The 1937-nt window shown below is 61.8% G+C and carries 1 protein-coding gene; it reads right to left on the reverse strand.

The window, feature by feature from the left end; translation table 11 throughout:
* On the reverse strand, window positions 1–1937 hold a 1937-nt coding region (locus tag DTW90_RS36845), incomplete at both ends, for an efflux RND transporter permease subunit (protein ID WP_149345046.1).

Here is a 1937-nt window from a genome sequence, read left to right on the forward strand (position 1 = left end):
GAGATCGGGATCAGGGCGAGCGTCGCGGCGGCGGCGGTGAGCATGATCGGCCGCATGCGGTGCTCGGTCGCCTCCACCACCGCCTTCCACGCCGACATTCCCTCCGCTCGCAACTCCTCGATCTGGACGATCAGGATCACCGAGTTGCGGATGAGGATCCCGACCAGCGCGAGGACCCCTAGGAGTGCGACGAAGCCGAGCGGCGAGTTGCTGGCAAGGAGGGCCACGACGACGCCGATGAGGGCGAGCGGCGCCACCGAGAAGACCAGGAACAGCCTGTGGAAGCTCTGAAGCTGGATCATCAGCAGCGTCGCCATGATGACGAACATCGCCGGCGCCACCTTCGCGATCGGACCTTGGGACTTGGCGCTCTCCTCCACCGCGCCGCCAACCTTGATCGAATACCCGAGAGGCAGCGTCTTTTCAAAGGCGGCGACTTTGTCGGATAGCGCCTTCACGACCGTCGCCGGCTGCGTCGCATCGCCGATGCCGGCCTTGATCGTGATGGTCGGAACCCTGTCGCGCCGCCAGATGGTCGGCTGCTCGAGCTCATAGTGGAAGGTCGCGACCGAGGACAGTGGGACGGACTGGCCGCTGCTACTTTGCAGTTGTAGGTCAAGCAGGGTGTCGATCGAGCCGCGCTCCTTCTCCGCGGCCCGGCCGATGACGTCGACGAGATAGATGTCGTCCCGGACCTGCGTCACGGCATTGCCCTGTACGACCGTGTTGAGCGCAGTGGCGATATCCTGGGACGAGACGCCGAGCTGTCGGGCCTTGTCCTGCAGCACGTCTACCTTGACGACACGGGCCGGCTCGTTCCAGTCGAACGCAAGGTTCCTGAGGGAAGGATCGGTGCCGACGATCGAGCCCAGCTTTTGCGCAAGGTCGCGCACCGTCTGCAGATCTTCACCGGACACTCGGTACTGGATCGGCTTGCCAACCGGGGGGCCGATGTCGAGAAGCTTCACGTAGGCGTCCGTTCCGGGAAAGGTCTTCTGGAGATAGGTTTCCATTTGCTGCTTCAGCTTGTCCCTGACGTCGAGTCCCTTGGTGACGATGACCGTCTGGCCAAAAGAGACGTCCGCCGGCTGCACGTCGAAGGAAAGAACGAAGCGCGGTGCGCCTCTCCCCACGTACGTCGACCAATGCTCGACGCCAGGATTGTCGGCCAGCACCTCTCGTTCGAACTGAGCCATCTGACGGCTCGTTTCGGCGATCGAACTGTTCTGCGGGAGGTTCCAGTCGACGATCAGTTCCGGACGGTCGGAGCTCGGGAAGAACTGCTGCTGCACCATTGACAGGCCAACGACCGATCCAGCGAAGAGAAGCACCGTGGCAATGATCGTCATCCAGCGCCAACGCAGACAGAACTGCAGTAGACTTGAAAACGCCTTCGCAAATCGACCCTTATGATCGGCATGCTTCTTCATCGTCTTCGGTAGAATTGTCACGCCGATCAACGGCGTGAACACAACCGCGACGATCCAGGATACGACGAGCGAAACGGCAATGACGACGAACAGCGTGAAGGTGAACTCGCCGGCGTTGCTCTTGTTGAAAGCGACCGGGATGAAGCCCGCAACAGTGACGAGCGTGCCCGTCAGCATCGGCATTGCCGTGGATGTGAACACGTAGGTGGCGGCTTTCCTGAGAGTGTCACCCGCTTCCAGCCGTGCCACCATCATCTCGACGGCGATCATGGCGTCGTCGACGAGAAGGCCGAGCGCGATGATCAGCGCTCCGAGCGAGATGCGCTGCAGCGAGATACCCGTATAGAGCATCACCAGGAAGGTGATGGCGAGAACGAGGGGGATGGCGATTGCCACAACGAGTCCTGCTCTCATCCCGAGGCTGATGAAGCTGATGGCGAGAACGATCGCAACTGCCTCGAACAGGGCTTTCGTGAAGCCGCCCACTGCCTCGTCGACCACCTTCGG

The sequence above is a fragment of the Neorhizobium sp. P12A genome, assembly GCF_008365395.1.
GTDB lineage: Bacteria > Pseudomonadota > Alphaproteobacteria > Rhizobiales > Rhizobiaceae > Rhizobium.